Genomic DNA, 17,020 nt, shown 5'->3' on the forward strand with positions numbered 1-17,020 from the left:
GAGAGACGTGAATCACGCGAATGATTTTGGCCCGGATGTTTGATCCACAACCAACTGTAGTTATCCACAGGCTACTTGGCGTTTCTGTGGACAACTCCCTGTCATGTCAGCCCTCTTCGTCAAGATCGACTGGGGGCTGACCATTTGACGTGAGCGCATCCAACGCCCTTGCCCGCACCTCCCGTTCAGCCGCCAGCACAAAGAACTCCGCCGCCCGCTCCGCCCCAACCAGCCCTTCCACCGCCCGCATCGTCTCCTCGGGCACGGACACGGATCGTGACGCCCGACGCCCATCCGACGTCTCCCCGGAACCGAGGTGCTGCCGCAGGTGTCGTACCGCCAATGTCCGCATCGCGCGCGCGAGTTCGGCGTCCACGGTCTGCTGCGCGAGCGGCCGCAGCCGTCGTACGAGTGAGGCAGCTTCGGCGGCATCCCTGTCGGTCGGCTGGTGCGGTCCTGCCAGGTAGCGCGCGAAGACGTGCTCGGTGGTGAACTCCAGGAAACGGGCCGCGATGTGCTCGACCTGTCCCCTCAACTCCCTCAGGTGGCCGGAGATCGCGGAGAGCGGAACCCCGGCCGCGTACAACTCGGCGGCCACGGCAAGCTCTTGGGGGCTCGGCACGAGGAATGTTCCGTCGTCGCCGGGTACCGGCTCCAGTACGCCGAGCTCCACCGCCTCGGCGACCGCGGCCTCGTCGGGGGTGCCGCCGAAGCGGGCGTCCAGCTCGGCGCGGGAGATCCGGACGGCCTCCTCGTCGGTCCACGGACCGTCGACCTCGGCGACAAGACCGAGGATGCCGCCGAGGCCACGGCCGGAGTCGTAGGCCTCCAGGAGCTCCTTGATGGAGGCCAGGCCGTAGCCGCGGTCGAGGAGATCGGCGATCTGGCGCAGCCGGACGAGGTGGGTGTCGGTGTAGATGTTGGCCCGGCCGCGGCGCTCGGGGCGGGGGAGCAGTCCGCGGTCCTGGTAGGCGCGGATGGTGCGGACGGTGGCGCCGCTGAGGTGGGCGAGGTCCTCGATCCGGTGGGCGGGGGTGTCGCTCACGCGGCGGCCCTCGCCGCCGGTGACCGCTTCAGGTACTCCACCGCACGGCTCAACGACCCCTCCTGCGAAGGGTGGTAGGACCGCCGGAGGTACCGCGGTATGGCCGCGCCGAGCTCCCGCCAGGCGGGCAGCAGTCCTTTTCGTACGGCCCTCTCGTGCTCCTTGAGGGAGTAGCGCAGGCGGCCCGCGAGCTGTGGGTCGTGGCGGATCAGGTAGGCCGTCCCCCACAGCCACAGGTGGAGCATCACCGGGGCGGTGACCGCCATGCCCGCGATCCGGCGGGCGTAGCGGGACGTTCCGGTGCCGCCACAGTGCTGGTACATGTCGAAGGCGACCGCGCGGTGTTCGACTTCTTCGGCGCCGTGCCAGCGCAGCAGGTCGAGCATGATCTCGTCGGCGCCGGCCCGGTCGAGTCCGCCGGCGGCCAGCACCCAGTCGCCGAGCACGGCCGTGAACTGTTCGATGGCGGCGACGACCGACAGCCGGAAGCGCAGCCACTCGCGCGCGGGAATGGGCGCGTTGAGGGGCGGGCGCTCGCCGAGCAGCCGCTCGAAGAGGAAGTCGACGTACTTGGTGAAGTCGGCGGTGGCGAGGCGCTGCGCGGCCAGGTGGTCCAGTACGTGCGTGTGCTGGACGCTGTGCGTGGCCTCCTGGCCCATGAAGCCCTTGACGTCGGCGCGGAGTTCGGGGTCACTGACCAGCGGCAGGCCTTCCTTGAGGACTTTCACGAACCAGCGCTCCCCCGCCGGCAGCAGCAGGTGCAGCACGTTGATGACGTGGGTCGCGGTGGGCTCGCCGGGGATCCAGTGCAGGGGCGTGCGGGACCAGTCGAAGGACACCCGGCGCGGGGCGATCTCGTGGCTCACAGCGGCGGCTCCAACCGTGCGATCGCGCGGAGTGCCTTCGGCGCCCACCGGGCCATGGCGCGCGCGGCGCGGGCCTCGGGTGTGACCGGTACGACGGCCTGGTTGCGCACGACGGCTCGCAGGATCGCGTCGGCGACCTTCTCGGGCGGGTAGTTCCGCAGTCCGTAGAGGCGGGCCGTGCGTTTCTGGCGGCGTTTCTCCTCGTCGGCGTCGACGCCCGCGAAGCGCGCGGTGGAGGTGATGTTGGTGTTGACGAAGCCGGGGCAGATCGCGCTCACGCCGATGCCCCGGCCCGCGAGTTCGGCGCGCAGGCTCTCGCTGAGCATGAGGACGGCCGCCTTGGAGGTGCCGTAGGCGGACAGCGCCTTGGAGGGCTGGTAGGCGGCCGCCGAGGCGGTGTTGACGATGTGGCCGCCCTGTCCGCGCTCCACCATCTGCTTGCCGAAGAGCCGGCAGCCGTGGATGACGCCCCACAGGTTGACGTCGAGGACCTTCTTCCAGTCCTCGGTGGTGGTGTCGAGGAAGGAGCCGCCAAGTCCGATCCCGGCGTTGTTGACCAGGACGTCCACGACGCCGTACTCGGCGGCGACCTTGTCGGCGAGTTTCTCCATGGCCTGTTCGTCGGAGACGTCGACGGTCTCCGCCCAGGTCTCTGGCGCGCCGACCAGCCGGGACAGTTCCGCGGTGCGGGCGGCGGCCTCGGCGTCCCGGTCGACGGCGACCACGCGCGCGCCGGCCTCCGCGAAGGCGAACGCCGTGGCGCGGCCGATGCCGCTGCCCGCGCCGGTGACCAGCACGAGCTGTCCGGCGAACCGCTCGGCGTACTTCCCGTTCGCCCGCACAGCGGTCCGGCCGCCTTCGACGGACGTCACGAACTCCGTGATCCACGCGGACAGCTGGTCCGGGCGTGAGCGCGGGATCCAGTGCTTGGCGGGGAGGGTGCGCCGGGTCAGCTGTGGTGCCCACTGCTCCAGGCCGTCGCAGAGCTTCTCCGAGAGGAACGCGTCCCCCAGGGGCGTGATGAGCTGCACGGGCGCGTGTGCGTACGCGTCGGTGCGCGGGCGGCGCAGCCGGGCCCGGACGTTGTCCCGGTACAGCCACGCGCCGTGGGCCGCGTCGGTGCGCAGCGAGGAGGTCGGGTAGCCGTCGGCGGGAACCTTCTCGACGCGCTCGAGGAGGCGCGGCCAGACCTTGCCGAGCGGGCCGCGCCAGGCCAGTTCGGGCAGGGCGGGGGTGTACAGCAGGTAGATGTACCAGGACTTGGCGCTCTGGCTGAGGAGCTGGCCGACCCGGCGCGGGGTGGGGCGCCTGAGGCGTCCCGCGATCCAGTGGCCGAGGTGGTCGAGGGACGGTCCGGACATCGAGGTGAAGGACGCGATGCGCCCCTCGGTGCGCGGGACGGTGACGAACTCCCAGGCCTGCACCGAGCCCCAGTCGTGTCCGACCAGGTGCACGGGCCGGTCCGGGCTGACGGCGTCCGCGACGGCCAGGAAGTCGTCCGTCAGCTTCTCCAGGGTGAACCCGCCGCGCAGCGGCTTCGGTGCCGTCGATCGGCCGTGGCCCCGGACGTCGTAGAGGACGACGTGGAAGCGGTCGGCGAGACGGGTCGCGACCTCGGCCCAGACCTCCTTGCTGTCCGGGTAGCCGTGCACCAGGACCACGGTCGGCTGCCCCGGGTCGCCCAGTTCGGCCACGCACAGTTCGACGCCACCGGTCCGCACCCGGCGTTCCCGCGCACCCTTCAGCAAGCTCACTTCGCCTCCGCCCAGCGCCGCACGTGCGGCAGATCGTCGTCCAGCCAGAAGGCGCTCTGCTCGGGGTCCTTGGAGTCGGTGACGACCAGGATTTCCTCGAACTTCGCGCCTGTGCCCCGGAACCCGAGGTGGGGCTCGACCGCCCACAGGCCCGGCCGCGGCGGGTGGTCGGAGAAGCGGTACGGCGACCACAGGGGCGACCAGCCCTCGCGGTGGCCGTGCAGCGCGTCGGCCGCCAGGCCCTTCAAGGACTGCGTGCCGAACCCGAAGACATGCGGTGACCAGCGGCGCTGCTTGACCTGGTCGACCTTGTGGGCGATCACGCCGAACGGGTACGCGCGGTGCCGGTTGGCGTAGCCCTGGCGGACCATGAGGCGGTCCACGTCCTCGTAGACCTCGCGCAGCGACCGCCGCTCACGGACCTCGCGCAGGATCAGCTCGCGGTGCGCCTCGAGGTCGGCCATCAGTCTGTCCTGGACGGGGTTGATCCCCAGCGATCCGGAGTAGCCGATGTCGGCGGTGAAGCCCTCGTACACCGGGGCCATGTCCAGGATGAACGGCATGCCGGGCGCCAGGCGGCGGTCGGTCGGGAAGAACTGCAGCGGAACGCGGAAGCCCGTGAACGCCGTACGGTCCCCGAACCAGGCGAACGGCAGATGGAACCAGTCCCGTACGCCCCGCTCGCGCAGCCACTCGCGCTGCATCCGGGCGGCCTGCCGCTCGCTCATGCCGGGCTCCAGACGGGCCGCGACGGCCTCCGCACACTCGTACGCGAGCCGCTGGACCTGCCTGAATCCCCGCAATCGGGCGGAGAGTTCGTTGTTCACTGCCGTCGTCATGCCGCCTCGTCCCCGTCGACTGCGGTACGTGCCCGTAACGTGACACTGGCGAATGTGACAGTTGTTAGAGGCTGCGTCAATAGAGCTGGGTCGGGCTGTGGAAAAACCTGCCGATGTGGAAAACGCAGGCCGCGTTGTTCTACTTCAGGGTGACCCCTAGGTGCCCGTACGTCTGGAGTCTGATGCCGATGCAGCTCTGCGGGGTGACGACCTGAGTGGTCCGCGTCACTACTGTCGACGACGTGACTGTGATCGCGACCGAAAGCCTGAGCAAGCGGTTCCCCCGGGTGACCGCTCTTGACCGGCTCTCCTTGGACGTCGGACCCGGTGTGACCGGACTCGTCGGCGCCAACGGAGCCGGCAAGTCCACCATGATCAAGATCCTGCTGGGTCTGTCCCCCGCCTCCGAGGGCCGTGCCGAAGTGCTCGGGCTCGACGTCGCGACCAAGGGCGCCGCCATCCGCGAGCGCGTCGGCTACATGCCGGAACACGACTGCCTGCCGCCGGACGTCTCGGCCACCGAGTTCGTCGTGCACATGGCCCGCATGTCCGGTCTGCCGCCCACCGCCGCGCGCGAGCGCACCGCGGACACCCTGCGCCATGTCGGCCTGTACGAGGAGCGCTACCGCCCCATCGGCGGTTACTCCACCGGCATGAAGCAGCGCGTGAAGCTCGCGCAGGCCCTGGTGCACGACCCGCAGCTGGTCTTCCTCGACGAGCCGACCAACGGCCTCGACCCGGTCGGCCGCGACGACATGCTGGGTCTGATCCGCCGTATCTACACCGACTTCGGCATCTCGGTCCTGGTGACCTCGCATCTCCTGGGTGAACTGGAGCGCACCTGCGACCACGTCGTCGTCATCGACGGCGGCAAGCTGCTGCGCTCCAGCTCCACCACCGACTTCACCCAGACCACGACGACCCTCGCGGTCGAGGTCACCGACAGCGACGAGCACCCGGACGGCACCCGCGCGGTGCGCGAGGCGCTCCACGCGCGCGGGGTGGAGGCCCTCGACTCCCAGAGCGGTCTGCCGGGCGCCGGCCACATCCTGCTGCTGACCGCCCAGGGCGAGGAGACCTACGACCTCGTCCGGGACGTCGTCGCCGACCTCGGTCTCGGCTTGGTGCGCATGGAGCAGCGCAGGCACCACATCTCGGAAGTCTTCACGAACGAGGACGAGCAGCGGAAGGAGGCCGTCAGCCATGGCAGTTGAGAACCCGGTCGCCCCCTCGGGCGACCAGACCCGCATCCACAACATCGGCTACCGCACCTACGACGGCCCTCGCCTCGGTCGTTCCTACGCCACCCGCTCGCTCTACTCGCAGTCCCTGCGCGGCGCCTACGGCCTCGGCCGCTCGGTGAAGTCCAAGGTGCTGCCGATGCTGCTGTTCGTCGTGATGTGCGTGCCCGCGGCCATCATGGTGGCCGTCGCGGTCGCCACGAAGGCGAACGACCTGCCCGTCGACTACACGCGCTACGCGATCATCATGCAGGCCGTCATCAGCCTGTACGTCGCCTCGCAGGCCCCTCAGTCCGTCTCGCGCGACCTGCGCTTCAAGACCGTGCCGCTCTACTTCTCGCGGCCCATCGAGACCGCGGACTACGTGCGCGCGAAGTACGCGGCGCTGGCCTCGGCGATGTTCATCCTGACCGCCGCCCCGCTGATCGTGCTCTATGTGGGCGCGCTGCTGGCCAAGCTGGACTTCGCCGACCAGACCAAGGGGTTCGGCCAGGGACTCGTCTCCGTGGCGCTGCTCTCGCTGCTCTTCGCCGGTATCGGCCTGGTCATCGCGGCGGTCACCCCTCGCCGCGGCTTCGGCATCGCGGCGGTGATCGCCGTGCTGACCATCTCCTACGGCGCGGTCTCCACCGTCCAGGCGATCGCCGACGCCCAAGGCAGCTCCAGTGCCGTTCCGTGGATCGGGCTGTTCTCGCCGGTCACGCTCATCGACGGACTGCAGTCCGCGTTCCTCGGCGCGAGCTCGGCGTTCCCGGGAGCGGTCGGCCCGTCGAGCGGCGAGGGCGTGGTCTACGTCCTGGCCGTCCTCGGCCTGATCGCCGCCTGTTACGGCCTCCTGATGCGTCGCTACAAGAAGGTGGGACTGTGACCACGCTCCAGATCGACCATGTCTCCCGCTGGTTCGGCAACGTGGTCGCCGTCAACGACATCACCATGACGATCGGCCCCGGCGTCACCGGCCTCCTCGGCCCCAACGGCGCCGGAAAGTCCACCCTCATCAACATGATGGGCGGCTTCCTCGCCCCCTCCACCGGCACCGTCACCCTCGACGGACAGCAGGTGTGGCGCAACGAGGCGATCTACAAACACATCGGCATCGTCCCCGAGCGCGAGGCGATGTACGACTTCCTCACCGGCCGCGAATTCGTCGTCGCCAACGCCGAGTTGCACGGCCTGGGCGCCAAGGCCGCGCAGAAGGCGCTGGCCACGGTCGAGATGGAGTACGCGCAGGACCGCAAGATCTCGACGTACTCCAAGGGCATGCGTCAGCGCGTGAAGATGGCGTCCGCGCTGGTCCACGACCCCTCACTGCTCCTGCTCGACGAACCGTTCAACGGCATGGACCCGCGCCAGCGCATGCAGCTCATGGACCTGCTGCGGCGCATGGGCGACGAGGGCCGTACCGTGCTGTTCTCCTCGCACATCCTCGAAGAGGTCGAGCAGCTCGCCTGGCACATCGAGGTCGTCGTCGCGGGCCGGCACGCGGCCAGCGGTGACTTCCGCAGGATCCGCCGCCTGATGACGGACCGTCCGCACCGCTATCTGGTGCGTTCCAGCGACGACCGGGCCCTCGCGGCCGCGCTGATCGCCGACCCGTCGACGTCCGGCATCGAAGTCGACCTGGCGGAGGGCGCGTTGCGCATCCAGGCTGTCGACTTCGGCCGTTTCACCGCGCTGCTGCCCAAGGTCGCGCGCGACCACGGCATCCGGCTGCTCACGGTCTCGCCGTCCGACGAGTCGCTCGAGTCCGTCTTCTCGTATCTTGTCGCGGCGTAGGAGGCCGAAGATGTACGACCCCACAGTCGCCCGACTCACTTATCGGGCCCTGCTCGGCCGCCGCCGGGCCCTCATCCTGGGCGCCCTGCCCTTGCTGCTGATCGTGATCTCCGTGATCGTGCGCGCCCTCGTCGGCGCCGACGACCAGACCGCCTCCGACCTGCTGGGCGGGCTCGCGCTCGCCACCATGGTGCCGATCATCGGTGTCATCGCGGGAACCGGCGCGATCGGCCCGGAGATCGACGACGGCTCGGTGGTGTATCTGCTGTCCAAGCCGGTCAAGCGGCCGACGATCATCTTCACCAAGCTGATCGTGGCGATCGCCGTGACCATGGTGTTCTCGGCCCTGCCGACGCTGATCGCGGGATTCATCCTCAACGGCAACGGCCAGCAGATCGCCGTCGCCTACACGGTGGCCGCGCTGGTCTCCTCGATCGCCTACGCGGCGCTCTTCCTGCTGCTCGGCACGGTGTCCCGGCACGCGGTGGTCTTCGGGCTCGTCTACGCGCTGGTCTGGGAGGCCCTGTTCGGGTCCCTGGTTGCCGGGGCGAGGACCCTGAGCGTCCAGCAGTGGTCGCTGGCCGTCGCCCACAAGGTCGCGGGCGGGGACCTGGTCACCTCGGACGTCGGCCTGCCGACGGCCACGGTGCTGTTGGTCGTGGTGACCGTCCTCGCCACCTGGTACGCGGGACAGAAGCTGCGGTCGCTGACGCTGGCGGGCGAGGAGTAGGCGCCCCGACGTGTCACTGATGTCCCGCTTATTGACAGGGACTTCACCCTTGTCCGGGCAGACTGGACAAAGGGGAACGTTCGGCTGGGAGTCGAAGGGAACGGGCATGGCAGACGACTGGGACGAGCTGGTCCTGGACGAGGACTTCATACGGTCCGCAGGGACGACCGAGCCGTCTGCCCGCGCCCGGATGCTGGCGGCGCGCTGGCGTGACGAGGAGCCCGAACCGCAGCCCTGGCGCTCCGACGAGCCGCCCGCGGGGTGGTTCTTCAGCAAGCGCCGGCGTCGCTGGCGGCGCCGGTAGGCTCGAACACACGGCCGCATTTAATCGGTGGCGCCCAACTCGTCGTAAAGGCAGAGTGGTTGTTGTCCACACCGCCGGACGAGGTCCGGCGCCACGTTCTGGGGAGGAGCCGGGCGATGTCCATGCACGACAGTACGTCCAGCTCCCACCAGGGCAGCCCGCGGAGGACTCCGGTGTAGTTACGCCATCGTCGAGTCCACCCGCAGGAACTGCCCGGGGCGGCCGCTTCGAGCACGCGATGTCGCTCTCGCGTGAGGCCGCCCACCCGGAGGATTGGCCGAGTGGTAAGGCACCGGCTTGCTAAGCCGTGGTCGGGCCTGGAAAGCCCGCGCACGTTCGATCCGTGCATCCTCCGCGAGACGTTGTCACTGGGACTTGGCCGGGCTTCTCGGCCGTACGGCCCGGGAACCTGCGCGCGTATCCGTCAGCCGAGCAACCGCTCCAGCACCACCGCGATCCCGTCCTCCTCGTTGGAGGACGTCACCTCGTCGGCGACCGCCTTCAGCTCCTCGTGCGCGTCCGCCATCGCCACGCCGTACGACGCCCAGGCGAACATCGGGAGGTCGTTGGGCATGTCGCCGAAGGCGATCGTGTCCGCGGCCTTCACTCCCAGGCGGCGAGCGGCCAACGACAGGCCCGTCGCCTTCGACAGGCCCAGCGGGAGCAGTTCGACGATGCCCTGGCCCGCCATCGCGACGTTGACGAAACCCCCCGCGGCCCGCACGGCGGCCTGCGCCAACTCGTCGTCCGACAGCTCCGGATGCTGGATGTAGATCTTGTTCAGCGGGGCGGCCCACAGATCCGACGCGTCCGTGAACGGCGTCGACGGCAGGGCGCCCGTCACCGCGTACCCCGGCCCGACCATCACGTCGCCGTCGAGGCCGTCGCGGCTCGCGGCCAGGTACAGCGGGCCGATCTCCGCCTCGATCTTCGCGAGGGCGACGCCGGCCAGCTGCCGGTCCAAGGTCACCGACGTCAGCAGACGGTGCTCGCCGGCGTGGTACACCTGTGCGCCCTGGGCGCAGACCGCGAGGCCGTCGTAGCCGAGGTCGTCGAGGACGTGCCTGGTCCAGCGGGCCCCGCGTCCCGTCACGACGATGTGGACGGCGCCCGCCGCGGTGGCCGCGGCGAGCGCGTCACGGGTGCGCCGCGAGACCGACTCGTCGGAGCGCAGGAGCGTTCCGTCGAGGTCGGTCGCGATCAGCCGGTACGGAAAGCCACCGCTCACTTGGCGACCGGTTCCAGCAGCTCCCGGCCGCCCAGGTACGGACGGAGCACCTCGGGCACCCGCACCGAGCCGTCGGCCAACTGGTGGTTCTCCAGGATGGCCACGATGGTGCGCGGTACGGCGCACAGCGTGCCGTTGAGCGTCGCCAGCGGCTGGACCTTCTTGCCGTCGCGCATGCGGACCGACAGGCGGCGCGCCTGGAATCCGTCGCAGTTGGAGGCCGAGGTCAGCTCGCGGTACTTGCCCTGGGTCGGGATCCACGCCTCGCAGTCGTACTTGCGGGACGCCGAGGCGCCGAGGTCGCCCGAGGCCACGTCGATGACCTGGAACGGCAGCTCCAGGCCGGTCAGCCACTGCTTCTCCCAGTCCAGGAGCCGCTTGTGCTCGTTCTCCGCGTCCTCGGGGGCGACGTACGAGAACATCTCGACCTTGTCGAACTGGTGCACGCGGAAGATGCCCCGGGTGTCCTTGCCGTAGGTGCCGGCCTCGCGGCGGAAGCACGGCGAGAAGCCGGCGTAGCGCAGCGGCAGCTTGTCGGCGTCGAGGATCTCGTCCATGTGGTACGCGGCGAGCGGGACCTCGGAGGTGCCGACCAGGTAGTAGTCGTCCTTCTCCAGGTGGTAGACGTTCTCCGCGGCCTGGCCGAGGAAGCCGGTGCCCTCCATGGCGCGCGGGCGGACCAGCGCGGGGGTGAGCATCGGGGTGAAGCCCGCCTCGGTGGCCTGCGCGATCGCCGCGTTGACGAGGGCGAGCTCCAGCAGGGCGCCGACGCCCGTCAGGTAGTAGAAGCGGGAGCCGGACACCTTGGCGCCGCGCTCGACGTCGATGGCGCCCAGCGCCTCGCCGAGCTCCAGGTGGTCCTTGGGCTCGAAGCCCTCGGCGCCGAAGTCGCGGATGGTGCCGTGCGTCTCCAGGACGACGAAGTCCTCCTCGCCGCCCACGGGGACGTCGGGGTGGACGAGGTTGCCGAGCTGCGACGCGAGGCGCTTGGTCTCCTCGTCGGCGTCGTTCTGCGCGGCCTCGGCTTCCTTGACGTCCGCCTTGAGCTGCTCCGCCTTCTTCAGGAGCTCGGCGCGCTCCTCCGGAGTGGCCTTGGGGATGAGCTTGCCGAGCGACTTCTGCTCGGAACGCAGCTCGTCGAAGCGGACGCCGGACGACCTGCGCCGCTCGTCGGCAGACAGGAGGGCGTCGACGAGGGCGACGTCCTCTCCACGGGCGCGCTGGGAGGCGCGCACTCGGTCGGGGTCCTCACGGAGCAGGCGAAGGTCAATCACGCGGTCAAGGCTACCGGTGCAGGGATACGGCCCACGACTCACTATTCCCAGCCGTACCGAATCGTGGCTTACGTTCCGTTATGGGCTAATTGCGGCGTGTGTCAATGAAAAGCACCCCGGATCCCCGGGACGAAGCATGCGTGAGGAGTCGGGTTGACTGGACTCCCTTGTGGAGAGCGGGACTTGGCGTGCGGTTGTCCACAGGAATCCACACACCCCGAGAAGTTATCCACAGGCTGTGCGGAGGATCTGTGGATTTCGGAATTGATCACTTCGAAACGTGGGGGTCACGCCGAGGATTCCCGTCGCAAACCCATATCTACCCCTGCTTTCGAGTGGAAAGCGGTCACTCCAAAGGGTTACCCAAGGGAAAAGAATGGACGAAGGGTGATGTGCGCGCCCGTGAACGCCGGAGGGGTCTGTAGGCCGATTTGTCGACAGGGTCGCGCTTTGGTGTCGACTTGTCCCCAGGTCGAGACGCAGGCCTGTGGATAACTTCTGTGGATAACTAAAATCTGCAGGTAAGACAGGTCAGAAACGCCCGTCCTGGCACCGGGCCACCCAGTCCGAGGCCGCCATGAACTCCTCGTCCGAGGTGCCCGTAAGCGGCGCCCGCAGGTCCGCCGGTTCCTTGCCCGCACGCGGGTACGAACCGAGGAACCGCACCTCTCGGCAGATCCGCTTCAGCCCCATCAGCGCCTCCGCCACCCGGCGGTCGGTGATGTGGCCCTCGGCGTCGATGCAGAAGCAGTAGTTGCCGATGCCCGCGCCCGTGGGCCGGGACTGCAGCAGCATCAGGTTGATACCGCGCGTGGCGAACTCGCCCAGCAGATCACGCAGCCCGCCGGGGTGGTCGTCGCGCTGCCACAGCACGACGGAGGTCTTGTCGGCGCCGGTCGGTGCGGCGGGCCGGGCCGGGCGGCCGACCAGCACGAACCGCGTCTGCGCGTTCTCGGCGTCGTGGATCCCGGTCTCCAGCGCCTGAAGGCCGTACCGGGCGGCCGCGAACTCGCCGGCGAAAGCCGCGTCGTACTGGCCCTCCTGGACCAGCCGGGCCGCGTCCGCGTTCGAGGCGGCCGACTCCCAGTGGGCGTCCGGAAGGTGCGTCTTCAGCCAGTTGCGCACCTGTGGCTGGGCGGCCGGGTGCGCCGAGACCGTCTTGATGTCGGTGAGCTTCGTGCCCGGCCTGACCAGCAGTGCGAAGGTGATCGACAGCAGCACCTCGCGGTAGATCATCAGCGGGGCGCCCGCGACCAGTTCGTCGAGGGTGGTGGTGATGCCGCCCTCGACGGAGTTCTCGATCGGCACGAACGCGGCCTCGGCCTCACCCACGCGCACCGCGTCCAGCGCGGACTGCACCGACACGTAGGGGATCAGCTCCCGGGTCGCCGCCTCGGGAAGCGTCCGCAGCGCGACTTCGGTGAAGGTGCCCTCAGGGCCGAGATAGGCATAGCTCGCTGGCATGACCTCACCCTAATGGCCCTTGCGGAACAGGGCGCGGGCGTCTCACTACTGCCCCTCCGCTGAGTGAAACGGCGTGACCAAGAGCCGTCCCCGGACGTTCGCGTGACCCCCGCCCCGCCCGAACCCTCACCCCTCCAGCAGCCCCTGCCCCACGTACTCCCCCTCCGCCGCCCCGCCCGGCACCGCGAACAGACCGCTCGACTCGTGCCGGATGTACTGGGAGAGTGCGTCGCCGCGGTCGAGCTTGCGCTGGAGCGGGACGAAGCCGCGCAACGGGTCGGCCTGCCAGCAGACGAACAGGAGCCCGGCGTCCGGCACCCCGTCCGCGTCGATGCCGTCGTGGTACGAGAACGGGCGGCGCAGGATGGCCGCGCCCCCGTTCTGGTCGGGCCGGGTGATCCGGGCGTGCGCATTGATCGGCACCGCCAGATCCCCCTTCGCGTCTGTCTTCTCCAGGTCCATCGCCGTCGTCTCGGTCCCACCGGACAGCGCCGCGCCGTTCGCCTTCCGGCGCCCGATGACGGCCTCCTGGGAACCCAGGGACAGCTTCTCCCAGTCGTCCAACAGCATCCGGATCCGCCGTACGACGGCGTAGGAGCCGTTCGCCATCCACGCGGGGCTGCTGGACTCCGGGACGAAGATGCGCTGGTCGAAGTCGGGCTCGCCCGGCTTCGGATTGCGCGTGCCGTCCAGCTGGCCCATGAGGTTGCGGGCCGTCATGGGGTGGGCCGTGGCCCCCGGCGTGCGGTTGAAGCCGTTCATCTGCCAGCGGACCTTCGCCGCGCTGCCGGTGTCCTTCTGGATCGCGCGCAGGGCGTGGAAGGCGACCAAGGCGTCGTCGGCGCCGATCTGCACCCACAGATCGCCGTTGCTGCGGGCCTTGTCGAGCTGGTCGGAGGAGAAGTCGGGCAGGGGGTCGAGGGCGACCGGCCGCTGCTTCTCCAGCCCGGTGCGGGCGAAGAAGCTGTGCCCGAAGCCGAAGGTCAGAGTCAGTGAGGAGGGCCCGGCGTCCCGGGCGACATCCGTGTCGTGGGGCCCGGAAGTCTCCCCCGCCATCAGCCGTCGAGCCGTATGTGACCAGCGGCGCAGCAGCGCGGCTGCCTCCTTGCGGCCCGCGCCCGCCGCCAGGTCGAAGGCGATGAGATGGCCGCGGGCCTGGAGGCCTTCGGTGATGCCGGGCTGATGTTTCCCGTGAAACATCACCTCGTCGCTGCCCACCGAGGTCAGCGGAGTGGCCGCGGCGGGCGCGGAGGCGTACCCCGCGGCTCCGCCGGCCGCGCCCAGGACGAGCCCGGTGGCACCGGCGGTGCCGAGCAGGGCCCGGCGCGAGATGCCCTCCCGCGAAGAGGGACTCTCTTTCGCGGAGGCGCCATCGTCGACGACGGGGAGGGACTGTTCAGCCATGGTGCGGTTCAGCCGATCTGCGCGTTCTTGGAGACGGTCGTCTGGTCGATGTCGGAGGTCCGTACGGTCACGGCGACCTTCCAGTCACCCGCCATGGGAATCTGCACGTTGCTCGCCGACCAGTGGCCCGTGGCGATGCGGTCCGGGGTGATGGCCAGCGGCCCGATCTTCTTGGCCTCCAGGGTGAGGGCGACCTTCACCTCGGGGATGTCGAAGGCGCGGCCGTTGGGCCGCTGGACGTAGACGTGCATCTCGTTGCCGCCCACGCGCGCGGGGTCGAAGTCGACGGTCACGACGCCCTTGCCGTCCGTGCCGCCGGTGTCGAACGACATGTCGAGCGTCAGCGCCCCGGAGGCGTTCGACGCGTCCGAGGAGGACGACGAAGAGGAAGCCGCCTTGGCCGCCTTGGCGTCCTCCTCCGTACGGCCGGGCTCGGTCTGCGTCAGCACGGTCGTGACCGCCAGCAGCACGACCGCGACACCGGCCTCGGCGAGCACCGAGCGGCGCAGCCCGAACCGGTTCGGATCGGCGTCCCGCGTCCGCTTCTGCCGCGCGGTGTCCATTGCGGCCTGCTGCCGGGCGAGTTGAGCGGCCCGCTTGGAGCCGCCGCCCTTGGACTTGCCGGAGCCGGACGCACTCGCAGCGACCCGCTCCTTCTGAGGTGCCCGCTTGTTCTGCCGTACGGCGGTGTCGGCCAGCTGGGCCGTCCACCGCCGCGAGATGAACGCGATGCCGACCAGCAGCGCCACCAGCCCGATCTTGACCAGCAGCAGCTGTCCGTACCGGGTCTCGGTGAACGCCGACCAGGAGCCGAGCTGGCGCCAGGACTGGTAGACGCCGGTCGCGACCAGCGCGACCACGCTGCCGAAGGCGACCTGGGAGAACCGTCGTACGGCGGCCGACTCGATCGGTGCGTCGGAGCGGTACAGCGCGACGAGCAGTGCGGTCAGTCCGCCGAGCCAGGTGGCGACGGCCAGCAGGTGGACGACGTCGACGGGCATTGCGATGGCCGCCTGGAGACCGACCGAGGCGTGCTCGGCCATCGCCCAGCTCGCCGCGAGTCCGGCCGCGACGACGGTCCCGCCGATCGCGAGCCCGAAGGTGAGGTCCCGCTTCTCCTCGTCCTCGCGCTTGTCGTAGGCCCCGAAGAGCACGGAGATGAACAGCGCCGCCGCCGCGAGCAGCAGCAGCCGGGACACGAGGGCCGCGCCCGCCTTGGTCTGGAGCACGTTTCCGAGCAGGTCCAGGTCGAAGACGTCCCCGACCTTCCCGGAGCCCGTGTAGGAGCCGCGCAGCAGGAGCAGCAGCAGAGTGGCCGAGGTGAGAGTGAGCCAGCCGCCGACGACGAGCCGCTGCATGGGCTTCACTCCGGCGCCGCGCTGCCAGCAGCCGAGCACGAACGCGGCGCCGCCGACCAGCACGATGAAACCGGCGTACGACATGTACCGCCCGAAGCCGTACAGCCAGCCGACGACCCCGCCGCCCGCGGTGTCCCCGGAGACGGAGACCGAGGTGGTCGAGGGGGCGCCGACGGAGAAGGTGTAGGCGCCGGCGACGGGATGGCTGTCGGCGGAGACGACCTGGTAGGTGACGGTGTACGTGCCGTCCGGCAGGCCGCTGTGGACCTTCACGCCGTACGTCGTGCCGCCGACCTCGAACGGCTTGCCCTGCTGGACGGCCTTGCCCTTGGGGTCGAGGACCCGCAGCGAGTCGTTCGACAGGGCGACCTTCTCGGAGAAGGTCAGCGAGACCTGGTCGGGCGCCTTGTCGACCACCACCCCCTGCTGGGGGTCGCTGCCGGTGAGCGCGGCGTGCGCGGAGGCAGGCCCGGCCGTGGTCAGCAGCAGGCCGCACGCGGCCAGGAGCAGCAGTACCAGGGTCCGGACGCGGGGGGCGATGGTCTGCGTCAAGGTGATCCCTCCCTCAGTGTCCGGTCTTCGGGACGTACGTCGCCGACTTCACCGGCATCTTCACGACGACGGGGTCGGACTTGGCGAAGTGCAGTTCGACGGTGACCGTCTGCCCCTGCTTCGGGGCCTGCTTCAGCTTGTCGAACATCAGATGGTTGGCACCGCTTTTGAACACGAGTTGACCGTGGGCGGGGACGGAGAGGCGGGAGACCTCCTCCATCGCGCCGCCGGTCGTCTCGTGCATGGTGATCTCGCCGTCGTCGCTGGTGACCGAGGTCAGCTCGGCCTTCGACGAGCCGGAGTTGGAGATCGTCATGAACCCGGCGGCCATGTCGGCGGAGACGGGCTGGGGGATGTAGGCGCCGGAGACGGTGAGGCCTCCGGAGAAGCCGTCGGAATCCGAACAGCCGGCCAGCAGCAGGACCGCCCCGGTCAGTACGGCGAGCCCGGTGGAGGAACGCATCACGGGTTCTGCCCCTTGATGAGCTTGGGCAGGTCCTTGGTGTAGTCGTCGACGGTGGCGTCCTCGCCGTAGAGGACGTACCCCTCGTCGGTCTTCGGGGAGAAGGCGACGACCTGGGTGCCGTGCACCGAGACGGTCTTGCCGGTCTTCTTGTCCTTGTGGGACGGCTCGATGGAGATGCCGAGGGTGCGGGCGCTCGCCTGGATGGTGGCGAAGTCGCCGGTCAGGCCCACGAACGAGGTGTCCACGCCCTTGAGCCACTTGCCGAGTTCGGTGGGGGTGTCGCGGGCCGGGTCGGTGGTGACGAACACGACGGTCAGCTTGTTCTGCTCGGACTTGGGCAGCTGCTTCTTCGCGACGGCGATGTTGTTCATCGTGAGCGGGCAGATGTCGGGGCAGTGGGTGTAGCCGAAGTAGATCAGCGTCGGCTTGCCGGCGGTCTCCTTGCGGAGGTCGTACTTCTCGCCCTTGGTGTCGGTGAGGACCAGGTCCGGCTTCTCGAACGGCTGGTCGAGGACGGTGGCGGCCTTGTCGGAGCCGGCCTCCTCCGAGACCACGGAGACGGGCGAGCCGCTGTCGTCACCGCTGCCGCAGGCGGAGAGGGTCAGGGTGGCGGCGGCGACCAGCGCGGCCGCGGCGAACGTCTTCTTGCGCATATCAAAATGTCCCAGATGTAAGAATTTCGGTGCGCGCCGGGGTAGTACGACCCGGCGCGCGTCCCG

At 69.7% G+C, this 17,020-nt stretch carries 16 protein-coding genes and 1 tRNA gene; 6 read left to right on the forward strand and 11 right to left on the reverse strand.

Annotated elements, in window-relative coordinates; genetic code table 11:
• Positions 1-106: 106 nt before the first annotated feature.
• From RNB18_RS08950 to RNB18_RS08965, 4 genes are read right to left on the reverse strand one after another with little or no spacing between them, the layout of a single operon-like run.
• Positions 107-1,045, reverse strand: a complete 939-nt coding sequence (locus tag RNB18_RS08950) for a MerR family transcriptional regulator (RefSeq protein WP_311713579.1) — start codon at positions 1,043-1,045, stop codon at positions 107-109.
• On the reverse strand, positions 1,042-1,911 hold the full coding sequence (locus tag RNB18_RS08955; protein ID WP_311713580.1) for a metal-dependent hydrolase: 870 nt from the start codon (positions 1,909-1,911) through the stop codon (positions 1,042-1,044). The genes RNB18_RS08950 and RNB18_RS08955 overlap by 4 nt, the downstream gene beginning before the upstream one ends.
• A complete protein-coding gene (locus tag RNB18_RS08960; protein ID WP_311713581.1) occupies positions 1,908-3,665 on the reverse strand; it encodes an SDR family oxidoreductase in 1,758 nt (585 codons plus the stop codon). Before RNB18_RS08960 ends, RNB18_RS08955 begins: the two co-directional genes overlap by 4 nt.
• A complete protein-coding gene (locus RNB18_RS08965; RefSeq protein WP_311713582.1) occupies positions 3,662-4,504 on the reverse strand; it encodes a M24 family metallopeptidase in 843 nt (280 codons plus the stop codon). The genes RNB18_RS08960 and RNB18_RS08965 overlap by 4 nt, the downstream gene beginning before the upstream one ends.
• Positions 4,505-4,752: 248 nt before the next feature.
• Here RNB18_RS08965 and RNB18_RS08970 point away from each other — a divergent pair, with 248 nt between their 5' ends.
• The 6 genes from RNB18_RS08970 to RNB18_RS08995 all read left to right on the forward strand — a co-directional run bounded on the left by RNB18_RS08970 (position 4,753) and on the right by RNB18_RS08995 (position 8,910).
• Positions 4,753-5,718, forward strand: a complete 966-nt coding sequence (locus RNB18_RS08970) for an ABC transporter ATP-binding protein (protein ID WP_311713689.1) — start codon at positions 4,753-4,755, stop codon at positions 5,716-5,718.
• The gene (locus RNB18_RS08975) at positions 5,708-6,613 is read left to right on the forward strand and encodes an ABC transporter permease (protein WP_311713583.1); all 906 of its coding nucleotides are present in this window, start codon (positions 5,708-5,710) and stop codon (positions 6,611-6,613) included. The genes RNB18_RS08970 and RNB18_RS08975 overlap by 11 nt, the downstream gene beginning before the upstream one ends.
• The gene (locus tag RNB18_RS08980; protein WP_057609183.1) at positions 6,610-7,521 is read left to right on the forward strand and encodes an ABC transporter ATP-binding protein; all 912 of its coding nucleotides are present in this window, start codon (positions 6,610-6,612) and stop codon (positions 7,519-7,521) included. Before RNB18_RS08975 ends, RNB18_RS08980 begins: the two co-directional genes overlap by 4 nt.
• A 10-nt stretch (positions 7,522-7,531) precedes the next feature.
• Entirely contained in the window at positions 7,532-8,251 is a 720-nt protein-coding gene (locus tag RNB18_RS08985; protein WP_266562505.1) for an ABC transporter permease subunit, read from the forward strand.
• A 106-nt stretch (positions 8,252-8,357) separates the two neighbouring features.
• Complete coding sequence (locus RNB18_RS08990) at positions 8,358-8,555, forward strand: SGM_3592 family protein (RefSeq protein ID WP_057609185.1); 198 nt, start codon at positions 8,358-8,360, stop codon at positions 8,553-8,555.
• Between the two features lie 267 nt (positions 8,556-8,822).
• Positions 8,823-8,910 (forward strand) — tRNA-Ser (locus RNB18_RS08995).
• A 69-nt stretch (positions 8,911-8,979) separates the two neighbouring features.
• Here the strand turns inward: RNB18_RS08995 and RNB18_RS09000 are convergent.
• The 7 genes from RNB18_RS09000 to RNB18_RS09030 form a co-directional block, all read right to left on the reverse strand.
• Complete coding sequence (locus RNB18_RS09000) at positions 8,980-9,783, reverse strand: HAD family hydrolase (RefSeq protein ID WP_311713584.1); 804 nt, start codon at positions 9,781-9,783, stop codon at positions 8,980-8,982.
• Positions 9,780-11,057: a serine--tRNA ligase gene (serS, locus tag RNB18_RS09005; RefSeq protein WP_057609188.1), complete on the reverse strand. Its 1,278-nt coding sequence runs from the start codon at positions 11,055-11,057 to the stop codon at positions 9,780-9,782. Before serS ends, RNB18_RS09000 begins: the two co-directional genes overlap by 4 nt.
• Before the next feature lie 531 nt (positions 11,058-11,588).
• Positions 11,589-12,521: a prephenate dehydratase gene (pheA, locus tag RNB18_RS09010; RefSeq protein WP_311713585.1), complete on the reverse strand. Its 933-nt coding sequence runs from the start codon at positions 12,519-12,521 to the stop codon at positions 11,589-11,591.
• Positions 12,522-12,647: 126 nt separating this feature from the next.
• Positions 12,648-13,925, reverse strand: a complete 1,278-nt coding sequence (gene efeB / locus RNB18_RS09015; protein ID WP_311713586.1) for an iron uptake transporter deferrochelatase/peroxidase subunit — start codon at positions 13,923-13,925, stop codon at positions 12,648-12,650.
• 8 nt (positions 13,926-13,933) lie between these two features.
• The gene (locus RNB18_RS09020; protein WP_311713587.1) at positions 13,934-15,835 is read right to left on the reverse strand and encodes a copper resistance CopC/CopD family protein; all 1,902 of its coding nucleotides are present in this window, start codon (positions 15,833-15,835) and stop codon (positions 13,934-13,936) included.
• Positions 15,836-15,848: 13 nt separating this feature from the next.
• The gene (locus tag RNB18_RS09025) at positions 15,849-16,298 is read right to left on the reverse strand and encodes a copper chaperone PCu(A)C (protein ID WP_311713588.1); all 450 of its coding nucleotides are present in this window, start codon (positions 16,296-16,298) and stop codon (positions 15,849-15,851) included.
• Positions 16,298-16,954: an SCO family protein gene (locus RNB18_RS09030; RefSeq protein ID WP_311713589.1), complete on the reverse strand. Its 657-nt coding sequence runs from the start codon at positions 16,952-16,954 to the stop codon at positions 16,298-16,300. Before RNB18_RS09030 ends, RNB18_RS09025 begins: the two co-directional genes overlap by 1 nt.
• Positions 16,955-17,020 lie beyond the last annotated feature (66 nt).

Source organism: Streptomyces doebereineriae (assembly GCF_031845645.1).
Classification (GTDB): domain Bacteria; phylum Actinomycetota; class Actinomycetes; order Streptomycetales; family Streptomycetaceae; genus Streptomyces; species Streptomyces canus.